Origin of the sequence: Streptomyces sp. NPDC090994, assembly GCF_044768905.1 — a bacterium.
In the GTDB taxonomy this organism is placed as follows: Bacteria; Actinomycetota; Actinomycetes; order Streptomycetales; family Streptomycetaceae; genus Streptomyces.
The window spans coordinates 1-23,898 of the sequence record NZ_JBIVWS010000024.1 but is presented as its reverse complement, the minus strand read 5'-3'; the positions used below and the strand labels follow the sequence as shown (position 1 = coordinate 23,898).

The 23,898-nt window shown below is 70.1% G+C and carries 22 protein-coding genes; 14 read left to right on the top strand and 8 right to left on the bottom strand.

The genetic code is table 11. The features are described from left to right. Nucleotides 1-90 precede the first annotated feature (90 nt). From ACIQR3_RS32355 to ACIQR3_RS32335, 5 genes are all read left to right on the top strand, one after another. Nucleotides 91-378 (top strand): WXG100 family type VII secretion target, encoded by a 288-nt coding sequence (locus tag ACIQR3_RS32355; protein ID WP_403544312.1) that lies wholly within the window; start codon nucleotides 91-93, stop codon nucleotides 376-378. Nucleotides 379-494: 116 nt separating this feature from the next. Further along, nucleotides 495-1,715 carry a putative T7SS-secreted protein gene (locus ACIQR3_RS32350; protein WP_403544310.1) on the top strand — a complete coding sequence of 407 codons (1,221 nt, stop codon included), beginning with the start codon at nucleotides 495-497 and terminating at the stop codon, nucleotides 1,713-1,715. 4 nt (nucleotides 1,716-1,719) lie between these two features. Next, on the top strand, nucleotides 1,720-2,496 hold the full coding sequence (locus ACIQR3_RS32345) for a hypothetical protein (protein WP_403544308.1): 777 nt from the start codon (nucleotides 1,720-1,722) through the stop codon (nucleotides 2,494-2,496). Continuing rightward, the gene (locus ACIQR3_RS32340; RefSeq protein ID WP_403544306.1) at nucleotides 2,493-2,993 is read left to right on the top strand and encodes a hypothetical protein; all 501 of its coding nucleotides are present in this window, start codon (nucleotides 2,493-2,495) and stop codon (nucleotides 2,991-2,993) included. The genes ACIQR3_RS32345 and ACIQR3_RS32340 overlap by 4 nt, the downstream gene beginning before the upstream one ends. Then, nucleotides 2,990-3,601, top strand: coding sequence for a hypothetical protein (locus tag ACIQR3_RS32335; RefSeq protein WP_403544305.1), 612 nt, complete (start codon nucleotides 2,990-2,992; stop codon nucleotides 3,599-3,601). Before ACIQR3_RS32340 ends, ACIQR3_RS32335 begins: the two co-directional genes overlap by 4 nt. A gap of 77 nt (nucleotides 3,602-3,678) precedes the next feature. On the opposite strand, the gene ACIQR3_RS32330 is transcribed toward ACIQR3_RS32335, so the two are convergent. The 5 genes from ACIQR3_RS32330 to eccCa are packed head-to-tail and all read right to left on the bottom strand — an operon-like array spanning nucleotide 3,679 to nucleotide 10,599. Continuing rightward, entirely contained in the window at nucleotides 3,679-4,269 is a 591-nt protein-coding gene (locus ACIQR3_RS32330) for a hypothetical protein (protein ID WP_403544303.1), read from the bottom strand. A gap of 31 nt (nucleotides 4,270-4,300) precedes the next feature. Beyond that, nucleotides 4,301-5,017: a hypothetical protein gene (locus tag ACIQR3_RS32325; RefSeq protein WP_403544301.1), complete on the bottom strand. Its 717-nt coding sequence runs from the start codon at nucleotides 5,015-5,017 to the stop codon at nucleotides 4,301-4,303. 13 nt (nucleotides 5,018-5,030) lie between these two features. Further along, nucleotides 5,031-6,335 (bottom strand): hypothetical protein, encoded by a 1,305-nt coding sequence (locus ACIQR3_RS32320; RefSeq protein WP_403544299.1) that lies wholly within the window; start codon nucleotides 6,333-6,335, stop codon nucleotides 5,031-5,033. Next, the gene (locus ACIQR3_RS32315) at nucleotides 6,332-6,643 is read right to left on the bottom strand and encodes a hypothetical protein (RefSeq protein ID WP_403544297.1); all 312 of its coding nucleotides are present in this window, start codon (nucleotides 6,641-6,643) and stop codon (nucleotides 6,332-6,334) included. The genes ACIQR3_RS32320 and ACIQR3_RS32315 overlap by 4 nt, the downstream gene beginning before the upstream one ends. A 17-nt stretch (nucleotides 6,644-6,660) precedes the next feature. Continuing rightward, a complete protein-coding gene (eccCa, locus tag ACIQR3_RS32310) occupies nucleotides 6,661-10,599 on the bottom strand; it encodes a type VII secretion protein EccCa (RefSeq protein WP_403544295.1) in 3,939 nt (1,312 codons plus the stop codon). A gap of 261 nt (nucleotides 10,600-10,860) precedes the next feature. Here eccCa and eccD point away from each other — a divergent pair, with 261 nt between their 5' ends. Beyond that, entirely contained in the window at nucleotides 10,861-12,324 is a 1,464-nt protein-coding gene (gene eccD, locus ACIQR3_RS32305) for a type VII secretion integral membrane protein EccD (protein WP_403544293.1), read from the top strand. 137 nt (nucleotides 12,325-12,461) lie between these two features. Here the strand turns inward: eccD and ACIQR3_RS32300 are convergent, their stop codons facing one another. Then, nucleotides 12,462-13,052: a hypothetical protein gene (locus ACIQR3_RS32300; RefSeq protein WP_403544291.1), complete on the bottom strand. Its 591-nt coding sequence runs from the start codon at nucleotides 13,050-13,052 to the stop codon at nucleotides 12,462-12,464. A gap of 227 nt (nucleotides 13,053-13,279) precedes the next feature. On the opposite strand from ACIQR3_RS32300, the gene rpsO reads away from it, so the two are divergent. The 5 genes from rpsO to ACIQR3_RS32275 all read left to right on the top strand — a co-directional run bounded on the left by rpsO (nucleotide 13,280) and on the right by ACIQR3_RS32275 (nucleotide 18,730). Then, entirely contained in the window at nucleotides 13,280-13,567 is a 288-nt protein-coding gene (gene rpsO, locus ACIQR3_RS32295) for a 30S ribosomal protein S15 (RefSeq protein ID WP_004924725.1), read from the top strand. Between the two features lie 305 nt (nucleotides 13,568-13,872). Then, nucleotides 13,873-16,095, top strand: a complete 2,223-nt coding sequence (locus ACIQR3_RS32290; RefSeq protein WP_403544407.1) for a polyribonucleotide nucleotidyltransferase — start codon at nucleotides 13,873-13,875, stop codon at nucleotides 16,093-16,095. Further along, complete coding sequence (locus tag ACIQR3_RS32285) at nucleotides 16,092-17,471, top strand: M16 family metallopeptidase (RefSeq protein ID WP_403544289.1); 1,380 nt, start codon at nucleotides 16,092-16,094, stop codon at nucleotides 17,469-17,471. The genes ACIQR3_RS32290 and ACIQR3_RS32285 overlap by 4 nt, the downstream gene beginning before the upstream one ends. A gap of 28 nt (nucleotides 17,472-17,499) precedes the next feature. Beyond that, nucleotides 17,500-18,252, top strand: coding sequence for a 4-hydroxy-tetrahydrodipicolinate reductase (gene dapB, locus ACIQR3_RS32280; protein WP_403544287.1), 753 nt, complete (start codon nucleotides 17,500-17,502; stop codon nucleotides 18,250-18,252). Between the two features lie 13 nt (nucleotides 18,253-18,265). Further along, on the top strand, nucleotides 18,266-18,730 hold the full coding sequence (locus ACIQR3_RS32275) for a hypothetical protein (protein ID WP_403544285.1): 465 nt from the start codon (nucleotides 18,266-18,268) through the stop codon (nucleotides 18,728-18,730). Between the two features lie 75 nt (nucleotides 18,731-18,805). On the opposite strand, the gene ACIQR3_RS32270 is transcribed toward ACIQR3_RS32275, so the two are convergent. Beyond that, nucleotides 18,806-19,360 carry a hypothetical protein gene (locus ACIQR3_RS32270; RefSeq protein ID WP_403544283.1) on the bottom strand — a complete coding sequence of 185 codons (555 nt, stop codon included), beginning with the start codon at nucleotides 19,358-19,360 and terminating at the stop codon, nucleotides 18,806-18,808. Between the two features lie 130 nt (nucleotides 19,361-19,490). Further along, a complete protein-coding gene (locus ACIQR3_RS32265; protein WP_403544281.1) occupies nucleotides 19,491-19,733 on the bottom strand; it encodes a hypothetical protein in 243 nt (80 codons plus the stop codon). Nucleotides 19,734-19,904: 171 nt separating this feature from the next. Here ACIQR3_RS32265 and thyX point away from each other — a divergent pair, with 171 nt between their 5' ends. From thyX to ACIQR3_RS32250, 3 genes are all read left to right on the top strand, one after another. Further along, nucleotides 19,905-20,648: an FAD-dependent thymidylate synthase gene (gene thyX / locus ACIQR3_RS32260; RefSeq protein WP_403544279.1), complete on the top strand. Its 744-nt coding sequence runs from the start codon at nucleotides 19,905-19,907 to the stop codon at nucleotides 20,646-20,648. A gap of 200 nt (nucleotides 20,649-20,848) precedes the next feature. Continuing rightward, a complete protein-coding gene (gene dapA, locus ACIQR3_RS32255) occupies nucleotides 20,849-21,748 on the top strand; it encodes a 4-hydroxy-tetrahydrodipicolinate synthase (RefSeq protein ID WP_403544277.1) in 900 nt (299 codons plus the stop codon). Between the two features lie 138 nt (nucleotides 21,749-21,886). Beyond that, nucleotides 21,887-23,572, top strand: coding sequence for a ribonuclease J (locus tag ACIQR3_RS32250; RefSeq protein ID WP_403544275.1), 1,686 nt, complete (start codon nucleotides 21,887-21,889; stop codon nucleotides 23,570-23,572). The last annotated feature ends 326 nt before the right edge of the window (nucleotides 23,573-23,898 follow it).

The window sequence follows — 23,898 nt, the reverse complement described above, 5'->3', positions numbered from 1 at the left end:
GATGGATTGTTCTCCCGCGTGAGTCGGAAGTGGTCGCTCCTATAGCCTGAACGGCGGTGACTCGATCACTCTCACGGGGAGGCACACGAGATGTCGGACTTCAGGATCGACGTCGATCGCATGCAGAGCCTGATCAACAGGCTGGACCAGGTCGACGACCGCATGCGCGGGGCGCAGCAGAGGTTGAACAAGGTGGGTCCGAAGGGTCTGGGCACGGACGGTCTGGACAACGCCTGCGACGGGTTCCAGGACGCCTGGGGCGACGGCATCAAGCGCATCGCCGACGGCGCCAAGCAACTGCACGAGGGCCTGCAGAAGACGGTCGAGTCGTACCGGACGACCGATGAGGAGCTGCAGAAGGGCTTCAGTCAGAAGTAGCTCTGCCGCCGAGCCCGCTCCGCACCGCCCCACGCCGCACCGCGCTACGCCGCACACCGACGGCTCCAGGCACCACCGGCATCAGACACCACTCACACACCAACGGGGAGAAGACGATGGGGATGTTCGACGATCCCGACTGGCCCGGACTGACGTTCAACCCGGCCAAGGGCGACCTGCACACGATCGAGTCACTGGCGTACGACGTCAAGACGGTCGGCGACGAGCTCGACGAGCTGCGCGAGATGCTGGTGACCATCGGCAAGACCGACGGCGCGTGGGAGGGCGAGGCCGCGCAGAAGTTCCAGGACAAGGTCGGCGAGCTGCCCAAGTATCTGCAGCAGGGCCACGAGTCGATGAACGCCTGCTCCCAGGCGCTCAAGAGCTGGCACAGTGAGCTGCAGACCATGCAGCGGCAGGCCAAGTCGCTGGAGGCCGAGGCGGTCGAGGTCCGCAAGCAGCTGGAGCAGAAGAACAACGCGGTCGACCAGGTCAACACCAAGATCGCGCAGTCGAGGTTCCGCCAGCTCACCCAGCAGGAGGCGGACGCGCTCACGGAGGAGGCCGACTCCGCGTCGAAGGCCGCCCAGGACGCCGCCTCGCATCTGGAACGGGTCATCGAGAACGGCGAGGCGCTGCGCAGGTACTGGGAGGAGCAGGCCGGGAAGGCGGAGCAGGCCATCCGGGAGGCCGCGGACAACCGTCCGCCGGACATCAGCATCTGGGACAAGGTCACGGACGGTCTGAAGGGCGCCTGGGACGGCTTCACGGATTTCCTGGCCGACAACGCGGACCTCTTCTCCAAGATCGGCTCGGTCCTGTCCATCCTGTCCCTGGCGACCATGGCCATCCCGCCGGTGGGAGCGATCCTCGGCGGCCTGGCGATCGGCGCCAGCGCCCTCGCCCTGGCCGGTTACGGAGTGAAGACGGCCCGTGGCGAAAAGGTCGGTGTGATGGACTGGGTCGGTGCCGGCCTCGGCGTGCTGCCGGGCATCGGAGCGGTCAAGGGCATGACGGCGGCCGGAAAGGCGGCCAAGGCGGCGGCGACCGGCAACCGGCTCAAGGGCGTCTTCGCCAATGCCGACCAGTTGCCGACGTCGCTCAACATCGCCAGGGGCATGGGCGACGGTGTCATGTACAAGGGCCTGGTGCTGGCCGGCAAAGGACTGAAACTCAGCGACGAGGCGCTGGACGTCGGCAGCTGGACCATGCGCGGCACGATGATGGGCGTCAAGGGCGCGGCCCTGGGGTACGGCCTGGTGTCGGACGCGGTGAGCACCAAGCCGGCCCCCGCACCGTCCAGCAACGCGTTCATGTCGGCGGCGGGAGCGGCGTAGACCGATGGACACGATGATTCCCGGCGACGCGTCCGTCGGTCCCTCGGCCGCGACCGCTCCGCGCCTGACGTTCCGTGTGCCGCCCGCCTTCTTCGAACTCCCCGTCTACGAGACCGAGGAGCAGGTCGGCCAGGCGCTGATCGAGCTGGCCCAGGACGTCTACCCGCAGGGTACCCCCGAGCTCTGGTTCCAGTACGCGGCGACCCAACTGCCCGTGGTCGCCCAGATGATGGAGGCCGGAGTCAGTTACGCCGGCTTCTGTCTGCTCGACCTCGACGGGCGGCGCAGCACGGCGACGGTGACGGCGACTCTGCTGGAGTCCGTGCCGGACGGCCAGAAGATGACCGCCTCCAGCGTCGCCGCGGAACTCGCGGGTCTCGGGGAGCGGAGTCAGGTCGAGACGGTCTGGCTCACGGCGGGTGAGGCGGCGGTCCGGTTCACCGCGGACATCACCACGCTGCCGGCGGAACTCACCGACTCAGGCCGTCCGGAGGAGGTGGAGGTCGGAAAGATCGCCGTCTTCCTGCCGCTGCGCAGGGAGGCGGAGCTGGCCCTGTTCGAACTGAGCACGCCGTGCATGCAGGACTGGGACCTGTACTCCGATCTCTTCTTCAACCTCGTGAACACCGTCGAACTGAACGAGGGCGAGGACCAGGCCCAGGTGCCGCTCCCGCAACAGCCGGAGCACCTGCCGCAGACCGGGCCGACGGCCCCGGCGGACCCGGCGGGCGGGGCCGAGGCTCCGCTGCAGACGAAGTCCGTGCGAGACGTGTTCGGATGAGCGGCGACGACGGCACCGTCCCCGCGGAGGCACTAAGCCTGTTGCCGGTGCGCGCCGCGCGGTTGTCGGCGGTGCCGGGCGCGGCCGAGGCGGCGCGGACGATCGGCGCCGGCCGTGGCGTCGACTACCTGGCCGACGCTGAGGTCGCGGCGATGCTCCACCGCCACCGGCAGTCGCTGAGCAGGATGACCTCGCGCGGCATCTGGGGCGGTCTGCTGCTGGGACCCGCGGCGGCCGCGGCCTGGTTCCTGATCGGCACCACCGACTGGGAGACGTCCGACACCACGGTCGATCTGATCCTGTTCACCCCGGTGGTGCTCCTGCTCTCGCTCAGCGTGTACCTGCTGGCCCGGTCGCTCCGGTACCGCCGCGTCTGGCGGCGGGACGGGACCCGCGACCAGGTCAACGGGTACCTTCAGGTCTTGTCGGCTGCGGGGCTTGCCCACCACGGACTGCCCGCGTGGCTGAAGCCGGTCACCGGAAAGAGATGGCGATGACGACTGCATTCGGCGTGCACCCGCAGGCTCCCCGAGAGGACGCCGCTCTCAACATCCAGAGTGTCATCAAGGTGAGAGGCGGAAACCCCCTCTACGTCGCGCGAGGGTCGTCGGACGGCGGAACACCGGAAGACCTAGCCCGCCACTTCACCCTGTACGAGGACCCGAACGGCCACAAGCCCCTGTGCACCGTGGCCCCCCGGGCGGCGGGCGCGGGCCGCGACGGCGACCTGGCCGTGACGGCACCGGACGGAGCCCTGCTCGCCGTGCTCCGCCCGCCCGCCCGGGGCGGCGGACGGTCCCGGTACGAGACGGAACTGCCGGACGGCACCCGACTGGTCGGCCGGCGCGGCACCACCGGCGCGTGGGCCTTGTACGTCGTGCTCTCCCCGCTGGTACTCGTGTACAGCGTGGTGAGCCTCGTCGGCGGGTACGGCATCGACTGGCATCTGCCCTCGCGCACCGCCTGGCGGGCGAGCGGCGGACCCGGACTGGGGAGGGTGCCCCTGAAGTTCTACGGCATCACCGACACCTACAGGATCCGCTCACCCCGCCTGGACGCCCGGGTGGCCTACGCGCAGGCGGTACTGCACTTCTGGACCAGCTGAGCGGTCCCCCACGCCGCGTACCCCCTGGCGCCGCCGGGACCGGGCCCCGCCACCCGCTCCCGGCGCGGCTCAGTCCGTCACCCGACCCGAGCCCCCGCCGCCCTGGCCCGCTCCCGCGCCTCCGCGCTCACACCGCGCTTGCGCGCCGCCATCCGGTCGTCCGTCGCCTCGCGCTGGGCCACTCCGTACAGTCGCCGCGGCCCGGGTACGGCCACGACGCCCAGGAAGCGCGGATCACCCGCGAACCACACCTCGTCGAGGGCGCCGGACCTGACCTTCCTGACCCAGAAGGTGTAACCGCTGCCCAGGAAGCCGCCGTAGCCGAGCGACACGGTCTTGTCCGGGCGCTCGGGGTCGGCGAAGGCGAACCGGGTGGTGCCGTTCTTCGCGATCGAGGCGGCTCCGGGGACCGACTGCCACGGATAGACCCGCAGAATCCGGCGCAGGGACAGGATGCCCAGGACCCTGGCGGTGTTCAGCATGACGAGGTAGATCAGTACGAACAGGGCGGGGAACAGAACCCAGAGAGTCCATACCGGTGTCATGACCACCGCGTACAGCCAGGCCACGAAGGACCCGAGGGAGAGCAGGAAGGCGGACAGCCGGAACACGGCCGTGCGGCGCCACGCCCTGCGGGTGGCGACGTCCTCGTAAGCGGTCTTCGTCAAAGGAACGTCCACTGGTTTCACTCCAAGGTTGTCAGCCGAAGACCGCGCGTACGGACGCCTCGACCTCGGACTCGGGAATCTGGTCCTTGAACTCCCCGGGGAGCGGGTTGTCGAAGCTCACCATCTTCGCCATACCGCGGTGGATGTCGCGGTAGTACTCGCGGGCCGCCACGGCCGTGGTCGTCAGGGAGAGGACCGCGAGGTTCCGCCCGTCCGGAAAGGGGAGGTATGCGGTTGCCTCGTAGAGGGCACGCCGCTGGGCGTCGGCCTCCGCCGGCAGTTCCACCAGCGCCTCGGTGAAGGCGCCGGGCCCGCAGGGCAGTTCCACCACGGCGACGGGCAGCGCGCGCTTGCGTGCCGTCGCGGCCTGGACGGCCGCCAGCTTCGGCGGGGTCCAGGGGATCTCGCGGCGGGCGAGGGTGACGACCGACTCCAGCATGGCGCCGTCGTCCGCTGCGTGCGCGCCGATGGAGACGTGCACGATGCCTTCCCGCCGCATCTCCGCGGTCAGCCCTCTGGCCTGGGCAAGCTGGGCCAGAAAGCCCGTCCGCTGTTCCTCCGGCACCAGTTCTAGGAGCGATCCGATCGCCTCGGCCAGCCGTACGCCCTCGGGGGACTCCGGTTCGGCGAACAGATCGTGGAAGGGCAGCTCCACGTAGCCGGGAGGGAGCGCGAACCACAGATCGCAACCACGTTCCAGAGCCGACCCGTCGATGGCGTACTCGTAGTCGTCCGCATCGTCGGTCATGTGTCCGTCTCCTTCAGTGCGCCGTGCCGAACAGGATCTTCATGGTCTTCAGAGCGGTGGCCCCATGGCCGGCTCCGTCGAACGTGCCGGCCCGGACACCGTCCGCGCCGGTCGAGGCGCTCTCCGCGGCGGGGTTCTTGATGTCCTCCCAGACGTTCTTGGCGACGCCGTACGTGCCGGTGAGCGCACCGGCACCGGAGACCGACACGTCGATGGCCTTCGCCATGGCGGACGGGTCGGCGGCGCCCTTCACCAGCCAGGTGGTCAGCGGATTGTCGGCGGCGTGGATCCGCTGGGCGGCCAGCCAGGTCTTGCCGCCCGCGCTGCTGAGCCGCTGTCCGAGGGTGAGGGCCTCCGCGCCGGCGCTCGCCGACCGCACGGCGCCGTTGACGCCCCGCGCCACGGCACCGACGCCCGGGACCACGCCGAGGGAGTCACCGACCACTCCGACCGCGTTGCTCCAGAAGTCCGCGTCGAACTCGCCCTTGGTGAAACCGTCCTTGAGCGAAGCCCGCACCACTGGATCCGACAACCGGCTGATCAGCGTCGCCGCACTGGCCGCCGCCGCCACCAGCAACAGGATCGGACCGACCGGCACGGCGAAGAACAAGGCCGCGAGACCCGCGATGGCCGCCACCGCGCCCAGGATGTCGGTGAGGTTGTCCCCCACCCACTCCATGGACGACTCGAACCAGTTCGGCTCCTCCGGTGCCAGCTTGTCCGTGGAGTCCCGCAGTACCCGGGCCTTGCCCCGGGCATCCGTGGCGTGCTCTTCCTCCAGTTCCCTCGCCCGCCTGATGACGTCGTCGTACTCGGTCCTCGCGTCGGTCACCGCCTGGCGTGCCTTGGTCAGTTCCTCGGTCGCCTTGTCCAGCCGCGCCTGCGCGCTCTTCAGCTCCGCGTCGTCGGTGAAGGACTGGCCCGCCAGCTTCAGGTCGGGGTTGGCGGAGGCCGACTTCTCGCGGCCCTCGGCCGTGTCGACCTTCCCCTGCGCCTCCTTGGCCTGGCCGTTCAGCGTGCGCGCCCGGTCCTGGTAGCCGTCGAGCGCCCGCTGCCAGTCGGCCAGCGCGGTGGCGGCCCGGGTGATGGAGGTGTGCGCGTTCTTCAGGTTCGTCGGCAGGGCTCCGTCGAGCTGCTCACGGAAGGCGACCGCGGCGTCGCCCTCCCAGGAGCTGCCCGACCGCAGGTTCTCGATCATCTGATGCGCGTCGGCGATGGTCTGCGCCGACTTCTTGAGCTTCTCCGTCAGGCCCGAGACGACCGAGATCTGGCCCGGTGCCGGGTCGAAGCCCAGGTTCGGGTACGGATTGGCGCTCACTTGCCGCCTCCCTGCGCCGCGGCCTTGCGGAAGCCTTCTTCCAGCGCCCGGTCGACCTCTTCGTAGTTGGCCTTGCTCTGGTTCACACTCTCCGCGAACTTCCCCGTCAGCTCCGCGATCTGCTCGGAGCCGTACTTCCAGTGCTCGTGGAACTCCGCACAGGCGGCGTCCAGTTCCTTGGTGCCGATGCCCTCCGCGGACACGTCCTGCATCCACTTGCGTACGTTGTCCAGCTCGGCCTTGGCGTCCTCCAGGGTCTTCCTGAAGCGGCCCAGCTCGGCGGTGTCGGTCTTGAAGTAGTCGGTCATGCCTGCTCCCCCTTGCGTCAGCTCTCCGGCAGGTAGCCGGTCTGGACGAGCGTCCCGCTGGACCGCCGCGAGATGAACTGCCCGCGGCCCTGCGGCATCGGTGCCGCCTTGACGTTGTTGAAGACCGGGCCCTCGGACGGGTCACCGGACAGCACGATGCCCTGGGCGCCCAGTTCCTTGATCCGGGTGAGGACCGGTTCGAAGGACGACCGGGAGGCGCCCGAGGTGGTGCGGGCCAGGACGATGCGCAGGCCCAGGTCGCGGGCGAACGGCAGGTACTCCATGAGCACCGACATCGGGTTGCCCATCGACGTGGCGACCAGGTCGTAGTCGTCGATGAAGATGAACGCGTCCGGCTCGCTGTACCAGCTGCGGTTGCGCAATTGGTCCGGGGTGACGTCCGGGCCTGGCATGCGGCGGCTCATCGAGCCGGCCAGCGACTCCATGACCTCCTGGAGCTGCGGACCCGAGGCGCAGTACTTGTACATGTGGCTCTCGGGCACCTGACCGAGCAGCGCACGCCGGAAGTCCGACACCACGAACAGCGCCTTGTCGGGCGCGTACCGCTCCGCGACCTGCTTGGCCATGAACCGCAGCAGCGAGGACTTGCCGGACTCGCTCTCGCCGTAGATGACGAACAGCGGGTCGGTCTCGAAGTCGACGAAGACCGGGGAGAGGGTGAGTTCGTCAACGCCGATGGCGATGCCGCGGCCGGCGAAGTCGCCGCCCGAGGGGAGTTCGGAGGCGGGAAGCATGGTCGGCAGCATCCGGACCCTGGGGGCCGGCGGGCCCTGCCAGGCGTTGTTCACGCCGCTGACCAGGTTCGCCATGCCGTCGGCCAGGTCCTCCACCGCCGTCGACCCGTCGATGCGGGGCGTGGCGGCGAGGAAGTCCAGCTTGTCGGGGGAGAGGCCGCGGCCGGGCTTGCCCATCGGCACGTTCTCGGCCCGCTTGCGGTCGAACTCCGACTCCATCGCGTCACCGAGCCGCAGTTCGAGCCGGCTGAGGATCTGGTCGCGCAGCGCCGGCCGCATCTCGGTGTACCGGGTCGCCGTGATGATCAGGTGGATGCCGAAACCGAGACCCCGGGTCGCGATGTCCGCGATGACCGGGTCGAGCATCTCGTAGTCGGTCTTGAAGGTCCCCCAGCCGTCGATGATCAGGAAGACGTCGCCCCACTGCTGGTCGGGGTAGTGACCCTGCGCCCGGCGGTTGCGGAACGTCCCCATGGAGTCGATGCCCTTGGAGCGGAAGAACTCCTCACGGGCGTTGAGAATGCCGTGCACCTCGGCCACCGTACGGCGGATCTTCTCCTGGTCGAGGCGGGAGGCCGCCCCGCCGACGTGCGCCAGGCCGTCCAGCGCGAGCATGCCGCCACCGCCGAAGTCGAGGGCGTAGAACTGCACCTCGGCGGGCGTGTGGGTGAGCGCGAACGCCGCGATCATGGTGCGTACGAGCGTCGACTTGCCGGACTGCGGACCGCCCACGATCAGCGCGTGACCGGCGGAGCCGGACAGGTCCGCGTACATCACGTCACGCCGCTGCTCGAAGGGCTTGTCGACCAGGCCGACCGGGATGGTGAGCTTGCTCTGCGCGTGGTAGCCCTCGGCATGCAGACCGCGCTCCGCGCTGATGTTCAGGACCGGCAGCACCTGGTCGAGGCTGAACGGCTCGTCCAGCGGTGGCAGCCACACCTGGTGGGCCGGCGGACCCTGACCGTCCAGGCGGCCGACGATGACGTCCAGCACGGTGTCGGCGAGCGCGTCGTCGACCCGGTCCGGGCGGACCTCCGGCTCCGGATCGGTGAGGATGCGCACCGGTACCGGCGCGGCGGTGAACAGCACCGGCGAGCGGTCGATCCGGCCGCCGCCCTCGGCCACCGGCCCGTTCGGCCGGTAGGTGCCCGACACGTACGCGGCCTTGAACTGCACCATCGTGTCCGTGCCGTACTTCAGGATGCCCGCGCCGGGAACGTTCGGCAGGTGGTAGGCGTCCGGCACACCGATCGCGGTACGGGACTCCGCCGCGGAGAAGGTCCGCAGACCGATGCGGTAGGAGAGGAAGGTGTCGAGACCGCGCAGTTTGCCCTCTTCCAGGCGCTGCGAGGCCAGCAGCATGTGCACGCCCAGGGAACGGCCGATGCGGCCGATCTGGATGAACATCTCGATGAAGTCCGGCTTTGCGGCCAGCAGTTCGCTGAACTCGTCGATGATCAGGACCAGCGACGGCAGCGGGTCGAGCGCGGCGCCGGCCGCGCGGGCCTTCTCGTAATCGGTGATGTTGGCGTAGTTGCCGGACTGCCGCAGCAGTTCCTGACGGCGGGTCAGTTCGCCGGTGATGGAGTCGCGCATGCGGTCCACCAGCGTCAGCTCGTCGGCCAGGTTGGTGATCACCGCGGAGACGTGGGGCATGTTGCTCATGCCGGTGAAGGTCGCACCGCCCTTGAAGTCCGCGAGGACGAAGTTGAGCGTCTCCGAGGAGTGCGTCACCGCCAGACCCAGCACCAGGGTGCGCAGCAGCTCCGATTTGCCGGAACCGGTGGCGCCGACACACAGGCCGTGCGGGCCCATGCCCTCCTGCGAGGCCTCCTTGATGTCCAGCATGACCGGCTCGCCGCTCTCGCCGAGACCGATCGGCACGCGCAGTCGCTCGTGCAGCGTGCGCGGTCGCCAGGTGCGCGAGACGTCCACGCTCGCCGCGTCGCCGATCTGCATCAGGTCGGTGAAGTCCAGGTTCGCCAGCAGTGGTTCGTCCGCGTCCGCCGCACCCAGCCGCAGCGGCGCCAGCTGGCGGGCCAGCGACTCCGCCTGGGCCTGCGACAGCACGTCGGGCGTGCCGGTGAACACACCCGTTCCCGCCTCCAGTTCGAGGGCGTCGGGCACCACCCGGATCGACAGCGAGCCGCGCGGCTCGTCCAGCTCACCGGGGACGACTTCGAGGATGGTGACGCCCTGGAGGCCCTCCGCCGAGGCGAGCACCGAGTCCGCCGGCACCCCGCCGCCGTCCAGCACGACGATCAGGTGCGGCTGGTCGAGGACCGGCTGGCCCTCCCGGCTCCACCGCGGCCGGCCCTCCAGCTGCGGAGCGAGCATCTCCTCCAGCTCGCCGAGGTCGGAGCAGAGCAGCCGCCGCGTACCCGCGCCGTCGGACTCCTTGTGCTGCATGTGCGGCAGCCACTTGGTCCACTCCCACTCCACCGCCGCACCCGGCGCCGCCACGACGGCGATCACCACGTCCTCGGGCGACTGCAGCGACGCCAGTTGACCGAGGACCGCCCGGGTCTGGCCGTAGACCGTCTCCGTGTCACCCGAGACCGTCACGTGGTAGAAGGACCGCAGCCCGACTGCCAGCGGCAGCTCGTTGAGGGTGCCGTGCCCGGCGATGAACTGCTGCATCGCGTGCGCGGTCAGCGGCTCCAGCTCGTCCACCGGCGCGGTCTCCGGCGCCACCAGCGGTGTCGCCAGCTGCTGCGGCCCCAGACCGATCCGCACCTGCGCGAAGTCCGGGTCCGTGGACCGCCGCTCCCACAGCCGCGACCCCTCGGCGACCAGCGCCCACAACTGCTCCGGCGCCGGGTGCAGATAGTGCTGCGCGTCGCGCTGCTTGAGCGCGGTACGCCGCACCTCCCGCCGCTTCTGCGCCAGGTACTTGAGGTAGTCCCGCCGGGTCTCCGCCATCTGACCGGACGACCCCTTGCGGGCCCGCACGATCTGGGCGATGACCATGGCGACCGTGGACGCCAGCATCAGCATGCCCATGATCTTCATGAAGCCCTGGGCGCCCGGCATGAAGAAGAACGCCGCCGACGAGCCCATGCCCAGCATGGGCAGCAGGTTCATGAGGAGGCTGTCGTCCTCGGTCCTGGGGAGTTCCGGTGGAGATTCGAGCTTGACCTCCTCACTCGGCACCTCCGGCGGGAACACCCGCGGCGGGCGCTTGACGATGACGACGCTCACCGATGCACCAGTCCTTCACGCAATCGCAATCTTGAACCGCCCCCGTTGTGACGGCCCCCGTATGTACGTCAACTCGCCCGTCTCCGCCGGGCCCATGAGTCGGGCGTTGATCCTACTGTTCTGCGGGGCTCCTGGGCCGGTAGGGGATGAGGAGAGAGCGGGTGGGGACGGTAGGGTGACGCACCGAATGAGGCGCGGCCAGGGAATCACCCGGGCAAACCGCGCCGGATCACCGAACACTGGACGAGGGGGAACCGTCAGGTGAGCACGGTTTCAGCAACCGGATTCTGCAGAGTCACGGTGGCGGCGCCGAACAGCCGGATCGACGTGGCACTCCCGGAGGACGTGCCACTGTCGGACGTGTACCCGGAGGTGCTGCGGCTGTCGGGCCAGACACCCGAGGAGGCCGCGCCCACCGGGTACAACCTGGTACGCAGGGACGGTTCCGTCCTCGACGACGGCCGTTCGCTCGCCGAACAGCAGATAAGGGACGGTGAGCTGCTGCTCCTGCGGCCGTTCGCGGACTCGCTGCCGCCCGCCGTCTACGACGACGTCGTGGACGCCGTGGCCGCCGCCGTCGAGACCGACCGCCGCAGCTGGAACGACGGCATGATGCGTACCGTCGGCCTCGCCGCCGGCGCGCTGCTGCTGACCATGATGGCGCTGGTCCTGTGGTTCTCCGAGCCGCTCGCCCACGACATGCACGGCCTGCCCGGCGTCATCGCCGGCGTCACCGGCGTCGTCCTGGTCGCCCTGGCGGCCGTACGGGCCCGGGTCTACGACGACCACCACGCGGCCGCCGCCCTCGGCCTGGCCTCGCTGCCCCACCTGATGGTGGGCGGCTCCGGCATCCTGGGCGTCCCCGCGGGCGAGGGTCCCGGACGGCTCCAGCTCCTCATCGGCTTCTCCGTCGTCCTCGTCGCCGGGGTGCTGCTCGTCCTGATGCTGCCGCAGAACGACGCGCCCTTCGTCGCCGCCGCGTTCGGCGCGGGCGTCGGCGTCCTCGCCACGTTCGCCACGATCGTCAGCGAGTCCGAGCCCCGGGAGGCCGCGGCCGTCACCGCCGTGGTCATGGCCGCCGCCATCGGCTTCCTGCCCGGCTGGTCCGCCCGCTTCGCCAAGCTCCCCATCGGCTTCCGCTCGCCCGACCAGATCGCCAAGCGCGGGCGCGCCGAGGACCAGCATGAGCAGGAACCGGTCGACTACCAGGTCATCCTCGACCAGGCACGCCGCGGCCACGAACTGCTGCTCGGCCTGGTCGGCGGCTGTGCGGTGGCCGGCGTCGCCTCCGCCGGTGTGGTGCTCGGCTTCTCCTCCAACGGCTGGGCCCAGCTGCTCTCCCTGGCCGTCGGCCTCGCCATGCTGATGCGGGCCCGGCTCTTTCTGTACACGTCTCACGTCGTGACCCTGATGATGTCGGGCATCGTCACGGTCTGCCTGCTGGCGCTCGGCCTGGCCCTGAACCCGCCGGCCGACATCATCAAGGAACTGCTCTACAACCAGAACAGCGCCCCGCTCGACATCCGCACCATCTGGCTCTCCGCGGCTGTCGCCCTGGGCGCCGTGCTGCTGGTGGCCATCGGCCTGATCGTGCCGCGCAAGGGTGTGACCCCGTTCTGGGGACGCATGCTCGACCTCAGCGAGGGCGCGGTGCTGCTCTCCCTCGTCCCGCTCTGCCTGGCGGTCCTCGACCTGTACGCGGCGGCCCGGGGCATGACCAGCTGAGCTGGCGGGGCCCGGGCAGCGAACGGTGGCCGCCACCCGTGAGGGGGACGGCCACCGTCGTCGTAGGCGCACGCTTGTCTCTCGTCCGTACCCGCTGTCTCGCGTCGTACGCGCACGACGCGTCTTGTGTCCTTTTTTCAGAGACTCCGGGGCTTCCCGCCACTGATCAGCCCCACCCGCTCGGCCAACGCGTCGGCGGTGGGCGAGGCGCCCCTGCGGGCGCGGGCGGCCTTGGCCGCGTTGGGTCGCGTCACCCGTACCACCCGGTGCCCGCCGGGCGGCGACACCACACCGCCGAAGCGCAGGTCACCCGCGAACCACATGCTCTCCAGGGCATCCCCATGCCCTCCGCTCGGATCGACGCGCAGCGGGCTGGGCCGCAGCGGCACCTCGTACCCCCGCTCCGGCATGAGCACCACGAGGACATCGCGCCCCTGGCGCCGGAACACGCACGGCTGCTCCTGCCACGGATAGGCCCGCAGGACGCGGCCCGCACGACGGGCCGAGACGATGAGCGTCACGGTGACCGGGACCACGATCAGTGCGGCGACCGTGAACATGACGGCGAACGGGATGACCGACCGGCGACCGGTCACCGCCCCGAACCCCACGGTCCCGGCCCACACGAGCAGCTCACCGGCCAGCCACGCCCACCGCACCCGTACCATGCGCCGCCACGCCGCAGCCGTCCCCGGGTGGTGCACCGCCGTTTCCGCGTTCTCCGTCACGGTCGCGCATGCTATCGCTGAGCCCGGACGTACGGCCCCAGCCCCCGGACGGGGCCCCGCAGCCACCCTGGTAGGCTGACCCCTGGACGTCTGTGTACGCGCCCCCACATCACCTGAGGTGCCTGGAGGCCGCGCCCAGCGGACCCCGCCTTCCGAGTTCACGGAAGTTCCCCCGAGAAGCAGACCGGGGGCGCTCGAAGGCTCATGAAGACCTTGAAGGAGCACGCGTGTCTCTCGACGCCGCAGTGAAGAAGCAGATCATCTCCGAGTTCGGTACCAAGGAGGGCGACACCGGCTCCCCCGAGGTCCAGGTCGCCCTGCTGTCCCGTCGGATCTCCGACCTGACCGAGCACCTCAAGACCCACAAGCACGACCACCACTCCCGTCGTGGTCTGCTGATCCTGGTCGGTCAGCGCCGCCGGCTGCTGCAGTACCTGGCCAAGAAGGACATCCAGCGCTTCCGCGCCCTGGTCGACCGCCTCGGCATCCGCCGCGGTGCGGCGGGCGCCAAGTAAGACGCCGTGAAGGGAGCGGTTCCCCACGATCGGGAGCCGCTCCCTTTGCTGTACGTGCGCGGTGTCACCGCCACTTTGTAGTGTGGTAGAGAACGCGACCGCACCACACCGACGAGACGAAGAGACGAGGAGAAGCGTCACCGCGCCGCCGCCGGTCCTCGGTAGTGGCCCTCGGGGAAAAGAACGCCGGGGGCTTCGATCGAAGACCGGCCCGCACCGGACGCTTCTCCATCACCGTCCCCCCGCCACACGGGCGAGGCGGGACGGAAGACGACATGTAACTGAACGTAATGGAGAAGACCATAGTGGAGAACGAGACCCACTACGCCGAGGCCGTCATCGACAACGGCCCCTTCGGCACCCGCACCATCCGCTTCGAGACCGGCCGCCTCGCCAAGCAGGCCGCCGGTTCCGCCGTGGCCTACCTGGACGACGACACCATGGTGCTGTCGGCCACCAGCGCCTCGAAGAACCCCAAGGACCAGCTCGACTTCTTCCCCCTCACGGTGGACGTCGAGGAGCGGATGTACGCCGCCGGCAAGATCCCCGGCAGCTTCTTCCGGCGCGAGGGCCGTCCCTCCGAGGACGCCATCCTCACCTGCCGTCTGATCGACCGCCCGCTGCGCCCGTCCTTCAAGAAGGGCCTGCGCAACGAGATCCAGGTCGTCTGCACGGTCATGGCGCTCAACCCCGACCACCTGTACGACGTCGTCGCGATCAACGCCGCGTCCGCGTCCACCCAGCTGGCCGGCCTGCCCTTCTCCGGCCCGATCGGCGGCGTCCGCGTCGCGCTGATCCGCGGCCAGTGGGTGGCGTTCCCGACCCACACCGAGCTCGAGGACGCCGTCTTCGACATGGTCGTCGCGGGCCGCACCCTGGAGGACGGCGACGTCGCGATCATGATGGTCGAGGCCGAGGCCACCGAGAAGACCATCAAGCTGGTCGAGGGCGGCGCCGAGGCCCCCACCGAGGAGGTCGTCGCCGCCGGTCTCGAGGCCGCGAAGCCCTTCATCAAGGTGCTCTGCCGCGCCCAGGCCGACCTCGCCGCCAAGGCCGCCAAGCCCACCGGCGAGTTCCCGGTCTTCCTCGACTACCAGGACGACGTCCTGGAGGCGCTCACCGCCGCCGTCCGGCCCGAGCTGGCCCAGGCGCTCACCATCGCCGGCAAGCAGGAGCGCGAGGCCGAGCTGGACCGCGTCAAGGCGCTCGCCGCCGAGAAGCTCCTGCCGGAGTTCGAGGGCCGCGAGAAGGAGATCTCCGCCGCGTACCGCTCGCTGACCAAGACCCTGGTCCGTGAGCGCGTCATCAAGGAGAAGAAGCGCATCGACGGCCGCGGCGTCACGGACATCCGTACGCTCGCCGCCGAGGTCGAGGCCATCCCGCGCGTGCACGGCTCCGCGGTGTTCGAGCGTGGCGAGACCCAGATCCTGGGCGTCACCACCCTCAACATGCTCCGCATGGAGCAGCAGCTGGACACCCTCTCCCCGGTGACCCGCAAGCGCTACATGCACAACTACAACTTCCCGCCGTACTCCACCGGCGAGACCGGCCGCGTCGGCTCCCCGAAGCGCCGCGAGATCGGCCACGGTGCCCTCGCCGAGCGCGCCCTCGTGCCGGTGCTGCCGACGCGCGAGGAGTTCCCCTACGCGATCCGCCAGGTCTCCGAGGCGCTGAGCTCCAACGGCTCGACGTCCATGGGCTCGGTCTGCGCCTCCACCATGTCGCTGCTGAACGCCGGTGTGCCGCTGAAGGCCCCCGTCGCCGGTATCGCGATGGGCCTGATCTCCCAGGAGATCGAGGGCGAGACGCACTACGTCACCCTCACCGACATCCTCGGTGCGGAGGACGCCTTCGGCGACATGGACTTCAAGGTCGCCGGCACCAAGGAGTTCGTGACCGCCCTCCAGCTCGACACCAAGCTGGACGGCATCCCCGCCTCCGTCCTGGCCGCCGCCCTCAAGCAGGCCCGCGACGCCCGCCTCCACATCCTCGACGTGATGATGGAAGCGATCGACACGCCGGACGAGATGTCCCCGAACGCCCCGCGGATCATCACCGTCAAGATCCCGGTGGACAAGATCGGTGAGGTCATCGGCCCCAAGGGCAAGATGATCAACCAGATCCAGGAGGACACCGGCGCCGAGATCACCATCGAGGACGACGGCACCATCTACATCGGTGCCGCCGACGGCCCCTCCGCCGAGGCCGCCCGTACGACGATCAACGGCATCGCCAACCCGACGATGCCCGAGGTCGGCGAGCGCTACCTGGGTACGGTCGTGAAGACGACGACGTTCGGCGCCTTCGTCTCCCTCCTCCCCGGCAAGGACGGCCTGCTGCACATCTCGCAGATCCGCAAGCTCGCCGGCGGCAAGCGCGTGGAGAACGTCGAGGACGTGCTCGGCGTGGGCCAGAAGGTCCAGGTCGAGATCGCCGAGATCGACTCCCGCGGCAAGCTCTCCCTGATCCCCGTGATCGAGGGCGAAGAGTCCGCCGACGAGACGAAGAAGGACGACGCCGACCAGTGACGTCCCGTGGCTCCAAGGCGACGGCCCGCACCTCCCCGGAGGCGCGGGCCGTCGCCCGTACCCAAACCCTGATCAAGGGCGAGAACGGCATCGGCACCGTCCGCCGCACCACCCTCCCCGGCGGCCTGCGCATCGTCACCGAGACCCTGCCCTCGGTCCGCTCCGCGACCTTCGGCATCTGGGCGCACGTCGGCTCGCGCGACGAGACCCCGTCCCTGAACGGCGCCACGCACTACCTGGAGCACCTGCTCTTCAAGGGCACCGCCCGGCGCAGCGCCCTGGACATCTCCGCCGCGCTCGACGCGGTCGGCGGCGAGATGAACGCGTTCACGGCGAAGGAGTACACGTGCTACTACGCGCGCGTGCTCGACGCCGACCTGCCGCTCGCCATCGACGTCGTCTGCGACATGCTGACCGGCTCGCTCATCCTCGAAGAGGACGTGGACGTCGAGCGCGGCGCCATCCTCGAAGAGATCGCGATGACCGAGGACGACCCGGGCGACTGCGTGCACGACCTGTTCGCGCACACCATGTTCGGCGACACCGCCCTGGGCCGCCCGGTGCTCGGCACCGTCGACACGGTCAACGCCCTCACCGCCGACCGCATCCGCCGCTTCTACAAGCGGCACTACGACCCCACCCACCTGGTGGTCGCCTGCGCCGGCAACGTCGACCACAACAAGGTCGTACGTCAGGTCCGCGCCGCCTTCGAGAAGGCCGGCGCCCTCAAGGACCCGGCCGCCCGGCCGATCGCCCCGCGCGACGGCCGCCGCGCCATCCGCACCGCGGGCCGCGTCGAACTGCTCGGCCGCAAGACCGAGCAGGCCCACGTCGTCCTCGGCATGCCGGGCCTGGCCCGCACCGACGAGCGCCGCTGGGCGCTGGGCGTGCTGAACACCGCCCTCGGCGGCGGCATGTCCTCCCGCCTCTTCCAGGAGGTCCGCGAGAAGCGCGGCCTGGCCTACAGCGTGTACTCGTACACCTCGGGCTTCGCCGACTGCGGTCTCTTCGGCGTCTACGCGGGCTGCCGGCCCTCCCAGGTGCACGACGTGCTGAAGATCTGCCGGGACGAACTCGACCAGGTCGCCGAGCACGGCCTGCCCGACGAGGAGATCGACCGCGCCATCGGCCAGCTCCGCGGCTCCACGGTCCTCGGCCTGGAGGACACCGGCGCGCTGATGAACCGTATCGGCAAGAGCGAACTGTGCTGGGGCGAGCAGTTGTCGGTCGACGACATGCTGGGCCGGATAGCCTCGGTCACCCCGGACGACGTCCGCGAGGTCGCCCGCGACATCCTGGGACGGCGGCCCTCGCTGTCGGTCATCGGCCCGCTGAAGGACAAGCAGGCCGCCCGGCTGCACGACGCCGTCGCCTGACCCACCCGTCGGTAAGGAAGCAACAGACATGAGCAAGCTGCGCGTGGCCGTCCTCGGCGCCAAGGGCCGGATCGGCTCCGAGGCGGTACGGGCGGTCGAGGCCGCCGAGGACATGGAGCTGGTGGCCGCCCTCGGCCGCGGCGACTCCCTGGAGACGCTGACCGAGAGCGGCGCCCAGGTCGCCGTCGAGCTGACCACCCCCGCCTCGGTCATGGACAACCTCGACCACTGCCTGCGCCACGGCATCCACGCCGTCGTCGGCACCACGGGCTGGACCGACGACCGCCTCGCGCAGCTCAGGGCCTGGCTCGACGCGTCACCGGGGACGGGCGTGCTCATCGCGCCCAACTTCTCCATCGGCGCCGTCCTCACCATGAAGTTCGCGCAGATCGCCGCCCCCTACTTCGAGTCCGTCGAGGTCGTGGAGCTGCACCACCCCAACAAGGTCGACGCCCCCAGCGGCACGGCCACCCGCACCGCCCAGCTCATCGCCGAGGCGCGGCAGAAGGCAGGCACCGCTCCGGCGCCCGACGCCACTGCCACCGCCCTGGACGGCGCCCGCGGCGCGGACGTCGACGGCGTCCCGGTGCACGCGGTCCGGCTGCGCGGGCTCCTCGCGCACCAGGAGGTCCTGCTGGGCGCCGAGGGCGAGACCCTCACCGTCCGGCACGACTCCCTGCACCACAGCAGCTTCATGCCCGGCATCCTGCTCGGCGCCCGCCGCGTGGTGACCACTCCCGGCCTCACCTTCGGCCTGGAACACTTCCTGGACCTGAACTGAGCCCCTGATTCCCATGCGCGCCAAGATCACCTACGCCGTCACCGCCGCCGTCCTGGTCTTCTACTTCGTCCTGGTCGGCAGCCGCGGCGTGCTGCTCATCGAGGCCGGCACCCCGGTCACCGTGGTCCTCGGCGTCTCGGTGCTGGTGCTGCCGGTGATCGGGGTGTGGTTCCTGTGGAAGAACACCCAGTTCGTCCGCAAGGCCAACCGGCTCGCTGCCGAACTGGACGCCGAGGGCGCCCTGCCCGTCGACGAGCTGAAGCGCACCCCGAGCGGCCGGATCGACCGCGACTCGGCCGACGAGGTCTTCGCCCGCCGCAAGGCCGAGACCGAGGCGGCCCCCGACGACTGGCGCAGCTGGTTCCGCCTGGCCGTCGCCTACCAGGACGCCCGGGACACCCCGCGCGCCCGCAAGGCGATGCAGCGCGCGATCAGACTGCACGACGGCACGGCCGAGCCGCACACCGAGACGGCCTGACCAGGCCCACGACATGCCGGTGGCCCGGCCCCCGCCTGCACGGGGCCGGGCCACCGGCATGTCGTCGTACGCCGTTCAGCCGATCCGGTACTCCGCGCCCCACGCCTCCACCGCGTCGGCGGCCCGGTCGAACCCCTCCGGCCGGGCGAGGAAGTCGGCGTTGTGCGTGGTCAGCAGCGGCGGCAGGGCGCCGGTGTCCCGGCCCCGGCAGGAGATGACCAGCGCCTGCCCCTGCACCGTCCGGGGCAGCCCGAGCCAGCGCACCGGCTGCTGCACCGTCCGCAGCTCGACGACCCGCTCCCACGGCACCGTACGGCTGACCAGGAAGCCCACCCGGCGCACGCCCCGCGCGCTCACCCACGTACCCATCCGCAGCAGCCGCAGCGCGCAGACGATGACGGCCAGGGCGACGCCGAAGACCGCGCCGGCCGAGGCCACGGTCCCCGTCGCGGCGATGGCCACCGTCGAGAACAGCACGAACGACGCCAGCAGCAGCATCAGCGCGGACGCCCCGACGCGCCAGGGACCGGGGCGGTAGGGCCGCCGCCACCGGTCCCGGTCGTCGTACGGCAACGCGACGTCGTCGGCCGTGTCGAAGGCACGGTCGGCCGTCAGGAAGGTCAGGGGCACGGCTGGTCCTCACTCGCTCCATGCGTGGGCTGTGCCCGGTGAGGTTATCGACCTGTGTCCCCGGTCACCACCCTCGGGGGCCCGGATGGAGTGTCGGCCCCCGGCCGCGCCCCGGCGGCCCGGTGGCGGCTCAGCGCTTGCCGGACGACGCCTGTGACTGCTGGGTCTGCTGCGAGGAGTGGTCGAGGGACAGCGCGGGCATCCCGATCACCAGGGAACCCACGAGCCCCGCCACTATGGTCAACCCGAGCAGCCAGCGCCCGGCCAGCTGGCCGAACGACATGCGCTCAGGGGGCGGGGGAGTGACATTGCTGCGGAACCTGTCGGCCTCGGCGACGAAGGCGAACGGGACGGGTTCACGCCGGCGCATCATGAGGACGTCTCCTTCCGGAACTCGAAGAACATCTGTCTGTACAGACGAACGGACACCACCGAAGGTGCCCTGTTTCACCGACTTCATCGCGGCACGGCCGTGAACGCCCCGTTTGGTGTCCGCCGTAGAGTGGCGTCCGCAAGCTGCCGAGACCGGAAGGCCCTCCCCACCGTGACCCCCGACACGCCCGAAGACGACTTCAAGATCGACCTGCGCAGCGACGTCACCGTCGAGCTGGTGAAGCACACCGCCTCCGACGCGGACGTGCTCTTCGCCGCCCGGGTCTCGACGGTCGGCGAGCAGTCCCTGGCCGAGCTGGACAAGGACCCGGAGCGCTCCAAGGGCCTGATCAACTACCTCATGCGGGACCGGCACGGCAGCCCGTTCGAGCACAACTCGATGACCTTCCTCATCAGCGCCCCGATCTTCGTCTTCCGCGAGTTCATGCGCCACCGCGTCGGCTGGTCCTACAACGAGGAGTCCGGCCGCTACCGCGAGCTCCAGCCGGTCTTCTACGTCCCCGACGCCTCCCGCAAGCTGGTCCAGGAGGGCCGCCCGGGCAAGTACCGCTTCGTCGAGGGCACCGAGGCCCAGCAGGAGCTGGTCGGCCGCGCGATGGCGGACTCCTACCGCCAGGCGTACGAGACCTACCGCGAGATGCTCGCCGCCGGCGTCGCCCGCGAGGTCGCCCGCGCCGTGCTCCCCGTCGGCCTGTACTCCTCGATGTACGCCACCTGCAACGCCCGCTCGCTGATGCACTTCCTCGGCCTGCGCACCCAGCACGAGCTGGCCAAGGTCCCGTCCTTCCCGCAGCGGGAGATCGAGATGGTCGGCGAGAAGATGGAGGCGGAGTGGCAGCGCCTGATGCCCCTGACCCACGCGGCCTTCAACGCCAACGGCCGCGTGGCCCCGTAACCCCGCGCATCAGGGCACACATGTGCGATCAGCCGCGCGAAGTGTCCGTATTGCGGCATTTCATGAAGTTCATCTAGCCTGATCGAACGGACCCGGCACTGCTTGAACCCCCGAGCAGGCAGTGCCGGGCTCCGCCTCCGCCCCGGTGCCGCGTCCCCCGAGGGCAGACCCCGCCCCGAGCAACGAGTAGCGTGTAACCCATGGCTCCGACCTCCACTCCGCAGACCCCCTTCGGGCGGGTCCTCACCGCCATGGTCACGCCCTTCACGGCGGACGGCGCACTCGACCTCGACGGCGCGCAGCGGCTCGCCGCCCACCTGGTGGACGCAGGCAACGACGGCCTGGTCGTCAACGGCACCACGGGCGAGTCCCCCACCACCAGCGATGCGGAGAAGGCGGACCTCGTACGGGCCGTCGTGGAGGCGGTCGGCGACCGCGCCCACGTCGTCGCCGGAGTCGGCACCAACGACACCCACCACAGCGTCGAGCTGACCCACGCCGCCGAGAAGGCCGGCGCCACGGGCCTGCTCGTCGTCACCCCGTACTACAACAAGCCCCCGCAGGAAGGGCTCTACCGGCACTTCAAGGCCGTCGCCGACGCCGCCGAGCTGCCGGTCATGCTCTACGACATCCCCGGCCGCAGCGGCGTCCCGATCAACACGGAGACCATCGTCCGGCTCGCCGAGCACCCGAGGATCGTCGCCAACAAGGACGCCAAGGGCGACCTCGGCCGCGCGAGCTGGACCATCGCGCACTCCGGTCTCGCCTGGTACTCCGGCGACGACATGCTGAACCTGCCCCTGCTCTCGGTCGGCGCGGTCGGCTTCGTCTCGGTCGTCGGCCACGTCGTCACCCCCGAGCTGCGCTCCCTGGTCGACGCGTACGTCGCGGGCGACGTGCAGAAGGCACTGGAGATCCACCAGAAGCTGCTCCCGGTCTTCACCGGCATGTTCCGCACCCAGGGCGTCATGACCTCCAAGGCCGCGCTCGCCCTCCAGGGCCTGCCCGCCGGACCGCTGCGCGCGCCGATGGTCGAGCTGACGCCCGAGGAGACCGAACAGCTCAAGATCGATCTTGCCGCCGGCGGGGTACAGCTCTGACAACAGACTTCGCAAGACCCCACAACTGAACAAGCGGGCCGCCGGTGCCCGCGTCCCACACCATCCATCGCATCTGCACGAACGTCACGCGCGCCACGTGCCCCACCGGTACGTGGCGTGCGTGGTGAGGAGAGTCTTTTGAGTCATCCGCATCCTGAACTGGGCTCGCCCCCGCCGCTCCCCGAAGGCGGCCTGCGGGTCACCCCGCTCGGCGGCCTCGGCGAGATCGGCCGCAACATGACGGTCTTCGAGTACGGCGGCCGTCTGCTGATCGTCGACTGCGGAGTGCTCTTCCCCGAGGAGGAGCAGCCCGGAATCGACCTGATCCTGCCGGACTTCTCGTCGATCCGGGACCGCCTCGACGACATCGAGGGCATCGTCCTCACCCACGGCCACGAGGACCACATCGGCGGCGTCCCCTACCTCCTCCGCGAGAAGCCGGACATCCCCCTCATCGGCTCCAAGCTGACCCTGGCCCTCATCGAGGCCAAGCTCCAGGAGCACCGCATCCGCCCCTACACCCTGCAGGTGGCGGAGGGGCACCGGGAGCGCATCGGCCCCTTCGACTGCGAGTTCGTCGCGGTCAACCACTCCATCCCCGACGCCCTGGCCGTCGCCATCCGCACCCCCGCGGGCATGGCGGTGCACACCGGCGACTTCAAGATGGACCAGCTCCCGCTGGACGGCCGCCTCACCGACCTGCACGCGTTCGCGCGCCTCAGCGAGGAGGGCATCGACCTCCTCCTCTCCGACTCCACGAACGCCGAGGTCCCGGGCTTCGTCCCGCCCGAGCGGGACATCTCCAACGTCCTGCGCACGGTCTTCGCCAACGCCCGCAAGCGGATCATCGTGGCCAGCTTCGCCAGCCACGTCCACCGCATCCAGCAGATCCTGGACGCCGCCTACGAGTACGGCCGCCGGGTCGCCTTCGTCGGCCGCTCGATGGTCCGCAACATGGGCATCGCGAGAGACCTCGGCTACCTGAAGGTCCCCCCGGGCCTGGTGGTGGACGTCAAGACCCTCGACGACCTTCCCGACCACGAGGTGGTCCTGGTCTGCACGGGCTCGCAGGGCGAACCGATGGCCGCCCTCTCCCGCATGGCCAACCGCGACCACCAGATCCGCATCGTCCAGGGCGACACGGTCATCCTGGCCTCGTCCCTCATCCCCGGCAACGAGAACGCGGTCTACCGCGTGATCAACGGCCTGACCCGCTGGGGCGCCAACGTCGTCCACAAGGGCAACGCCAAGGTCCACGTCTCGGGCCACGCCTCGGCCGGCGAGCTGCTGTACTTCTACAACATCTGCCGCCCGAAGAACCTGATGCCGGTCCACGGCGAATGGCGCCACCTGCGCGCCAACGCCGAACTCGGCGCCCTGACCGGCGTCCCGCACGACCGCATCGTCATCGCCGAGGACGGCGTCGCCGTCGACCTGGTCGAGGGCAAGGCGAAGATCTCGGGCAAGGTCCAGGCCGGATACGTCTACGTCGACGGACTCTCCGTCGGTGACGTGGGCGAGCCGGCCCTGAAGGACCGCAAGATCCTCGGCGACGAGGGCATCATCTCGGTCTTCGTGGTGATGGACTCGTCCACCGGAAAGATCACCGGCGGCCCGCACGTCCAGGCCCGCGGTTCGGGCATCGAGGACTCGGCCTTCGCCGCGGTCCTGCCCAAGGTCGTCGAGGCGCTGGAGCGCTCGGCCCAGGACGGTGTCGTCGAACCGCACCAGCTCCAGCAGCTGATCCGCCGCACCCTGGGCAAGTGGGTCTCGGACACCTACCGGCGCCGCCCGATGATCCTCCCCGTGGTGGTGGAGGTCTGACGGACCGTCGGACGTCCGTCCGCGCCAACCCGGAGCGGGGCGCCTCGATTTGCATCGAGGCGCCCCGCTCCAGTACGTTTACAACTCCGCTCAGGCGGGCACCCGACCAACTCACGGTCCGGAGCCCCGGGAGCGGGAATTCCGACTCAGAACTTCTGATAAAGTCGGAACCGCCGGAAAGGGAAACGCGGAAGCGGGAACCTGGAAAGCACCGAGGAAATCGGATCGGAGAAGGATCTGATAGAGTCGGAAACGCAAGACCGAAGGGAAGCGCCCGGAGGAAAGCCTGAGAGAGTCTCTCGGGTGAGTACAAAGGAAGCGTCCGT